This is a genomic window from Idiomarina sp. UBA4206, assembly GCF_002383015.1.
GTDB lineage: Bacteria > Pseudomonadota > Gammaproteobacteria > Enterobacterales > Alteromonadaceae > Idiomarina > Idiomarina abyssalis.
In genome coordinates this window covers 10,489-13,850 of sequence record NZ_DFTS01000057.1, presented here as the reverse complement: position 1 = coordinate 13,850, position 3,362 = coordinate 10,489, and the positions used below count along the sequence as shown (strand labels likewise).

The 3,362-nt window shown below is 49.6% G+C and carries 3 protein-coding genes; all 3 read left to right on the top strand.

The features are described 5' to 3' along the window. Positions 1–679: enoyl-CoA hydratase-related protein (locus B3180_RS11580; RefSeq protein ID WP_286844682.1), on the top strand; the 679-nt coding region annotated here is incomplete at its 5' end. A gap of 14 nt (positions 680–693) precedes the next feature. Next, positions 694–2,664, top strand: a complete 1,971-nt coding sequence (locus tag B3180_RS11575) for an acetyl/propionyl/methylcrotonyl-CoA carboxylase subunit alpha (protein WP_278358756.1) — start codon at positions 694–696, stop codon at positions 2,662–2,664. Between the two features lie 2 nt (positions 2,665–2,666). After that, positions 2,667–3,362: hydroxymethylglutaryl-CoA lyase (locus B3180_RS11570; protein WP_286844681.1), on the top strand; the 696-nt coding region annotated here is incomplete at its 3' end.

Below are 3,362 nucleotides of genomic sequence, written 5' to 3'. Positions count from 1 at the left end.
CCTGAAGGCATTAAAAGAAGTTGAAGAAAGTGATAGCGCGCGTGTGCTGGTGCTTCGTTCAGAGGGTAAAAACTTTTCTGCCGGTGCGGACCTGAACTGGATGCGCTCAATGGCGGATAAAAACTACCAGCAAAACGTGGATGACGCCGGCGAGCTTGGGCTGTTAATGGAGCGTCTGGACTTGCTCAGCAAGCCCAGTATCGCGTTAGTCCAGGGCGCCGCTTTCGGCGGTGCCGTAGGCCTTGCCGCCTGCTGTGACATTGTACTGGCGCAACCGCGCAGTAGCTTTTGTTTGAGTGAAGTGAAAATTGGACTGATCCCCGCGGTTATCAGCCCTTATGTTGTCCGCACCATTGGCGAGCGCCAATCACGCCGATATATGCTGACAGCAGAACGTTTCTTTGCCGATAAAGCGCAGGAACTGGGCTTAGTTAATGACGTTGTTGAAGACTTCGATGAGCCCCTGAACAAACTATTAGAAGCGCTTTTAGCGAACAGTCCACAAGCGGTAGGCGCCTGTAAGAAACTGATTCGCAATGTCGGTTCACGACCAATCGATAAAGACGTACGTGAACACACCATTAAAGCCATTGCCGAAATTCGCGTGTCGGACGAAGGTCAGGACGGACTCAGTGCGTTTCTTGAAAAACGCCCCGCCGCCTGGCTTAAACAGAGTTAACAACAGGTCTCATTATGATCAAAACATTATTGATTGCGAACCGTGGTGAAATTGCCTGTCGTATTATTGCCACAGCTAAAAAAATGGGAATTCGCACCGTAGCGGTATTCTCTGACGCCGACCGCAAATCGCGCCACGTTAAATTGGCCGATCAGGCTGTACATATTGGTCCGGCAGCAAGTACTGAAAGTTACCTGCGTGGCGATAAAATCATTGCTGCGGCTAAACAAACCGGTGCCGAAGCCATTCACCCCGGTTATGGGTTTCTCTCAGAGAACGAAGATTTTGCTGACCAATGTCAGGCTAATGACATTATATTTGTTGGCCCGCCGGTATCATCCATTGCCGCTATGGGCTCTAAGAGCGCGGCTAAATCTATTATGCAGGACGCCGGCGTTCCACTGGTTCCGGGCTATCATGGTAGCGAGCAAGACATCGAAACCTTAAAAGCAGAAGCTGAAAAAATCGGCTTTCCGCTACTGCTGAAAGCGGCGTACGGCGGCGGTGGTAAAGGTATGCGTGTGGTCGAAAACATGGGCGAATTTGATGAAGCTCTGAATTCGGCGAAACGCGAAGCTAAGTCCTCTTTCGGTAATGATAAAATGCTCATGGAGCGTTTTATTCGTAACCCCCGCCACGTAGAGATTCAGGTGTTCACCGATGAACACGGTAACGCCGTTTATTTGGCAGAGCGCGACTGTTCGGTACAACGCCGTCACCAAAAGGTTCTTGAAGAGGCTCCGGCTCCGGCATTAACCGAAAAAACACGTACGGAAATGGGCGAAGCCGCCATTCGCGCCGCTCAGGCAATAGACTACGTTGGTGCAGGTACGGTTGAGTTTCTGTTTGACCAAAGTGGCGAATTTTATTTCATGGAAATGAACACCCGCTTACAGGTTGAGCATCCGGTTACAGAAATGATTACCGGACAGGATTTAGTCGAATGGCAATTACTGGTTGCATCCGGTCAGCCACTACCTCTGGCGCAGAATGACATTCAGGTAAACGGTCACGCGTTTGAAGCCCGAATTTACGCTGAAGATCCGGACAACGACTTTTTACCTTGCACCGGTACCATTAAACACTTGCGCACTCCGGCAGAAGAAAACGGTGTTCGCATTGATACCGGTATTGAAGAAGGCGATGAAATTTCCGCTTTCTACGACCCAATGATTGCGAAACTCATTGTCTGGGACACCGATCGTACTCGTGCTCTGCTGCGCCTGCAGAAAGCTCTACGCGAATACCGTTTAACCGGCCTGACCACTAACGTCGACTTTTTGCATCGTTTGGCTTCACACCCAGAGTTTGTGAAAACCAACCTGACAACAGAGTTTATTCAGCAATATCAGGAAGACCTGCTGCCGGATAGCTCTGTGAATTATCAACAAATTGCGACTGAAGCCGCTTTATTTGATATTAGTCAGCGTCAGCAGCAACGTGGCAGTTCACCATGGCAAAGTGGTAATGCGTTTAGAATGAACTCAGCAGCTACACATACAGTTCCACTGCAGTTTGGCGAAGAAACCTATGCCATATCACTCATTGAAACTGCCTCAGGCGAATTCCTGCAGAAAGTTGATGAGGAAAGCATTCGCTGGCAGGCGTCTTTAACCGACGACAAACTCACACTGACTGCGGGCAGTATGCGTTATCATCGTTATGTCAGCGCTGATGACCAGCAAATTACCGTGTTTACCGACAATGGACCTGTCATTTTCCATCGGCACCGTGTGGCAGATACCCTGTCCGACGATGCCGCTCATGGTGGGCATGTAGCGCCAATGAACGGTACCATCATGGAAGTGCTGGTGGAAAAAGGCGATACTGTTGAGAAAGACCAACCGCTTGTCATCATGGAAGCCATGAAAATGGAATACACCATTCGCGCCGGGCATGAAGGCGAGGTGACCGACATTTTCTTCGCCGCTGGTGACTTAGTCAGTGACGGTGACGAGCTTATAGCAGTTAATGAAGCGGAGTAACAATGAGCCTTGCAGACAAGATAAAGATCGTTGAAGTAGGTCCGCGTGACGGCTTACAAAATGAAACCGCCGTTTCTGTCGATGCAAAAGTTGCTTTGATTGAAGCGCTGGCTGATGCTGGCGTTTCCTACATTGAAAGTGCCAGCTTTGTGAGCCCTAAATGGGTACCGCAAATGGCCGACAGTAGTGCCGTTATGGAACAGATAACGCGCCGTCCAGGCATTACCTACGCGGGTTTAACACCCAACCTGAAAGGCTTTGAAGCAGCCGTTGCAGCCAATATGGACGAGGTTGCCGTATTCGGCGCAGCGTCGGAAGCCTTTACACAAAAAAACATAAATTGCAGTATTGATGAATCGCTGGAGCGTTTTAAGCCGGTTATTGCAGCCGCCAAAGAAAAAAACATACCTGTCAGAGGTTATGTATCCTGCGTTTTAGGTTGTCCTTATCAGGGTGAGGTGCCGCTGGAAAATGTAGTCAAGGTTGCTGAAGCGCTTTACAACATGGGCTGCTATGAGGTTTCACTTGGCGATACCATAGGTGTCGGAACCCCCTTCAAAGCACAGGAAATGCTCGCTGCGGTAGCCGAAAAAGTGCCCATGGAAAAGCTTGCATTGCACTTTCACAATACCTACGGACAGGCTTTAGCTAATATTATGGCTTGCCTTCCATTAGGCGTTGCCACTATTGATACGGAC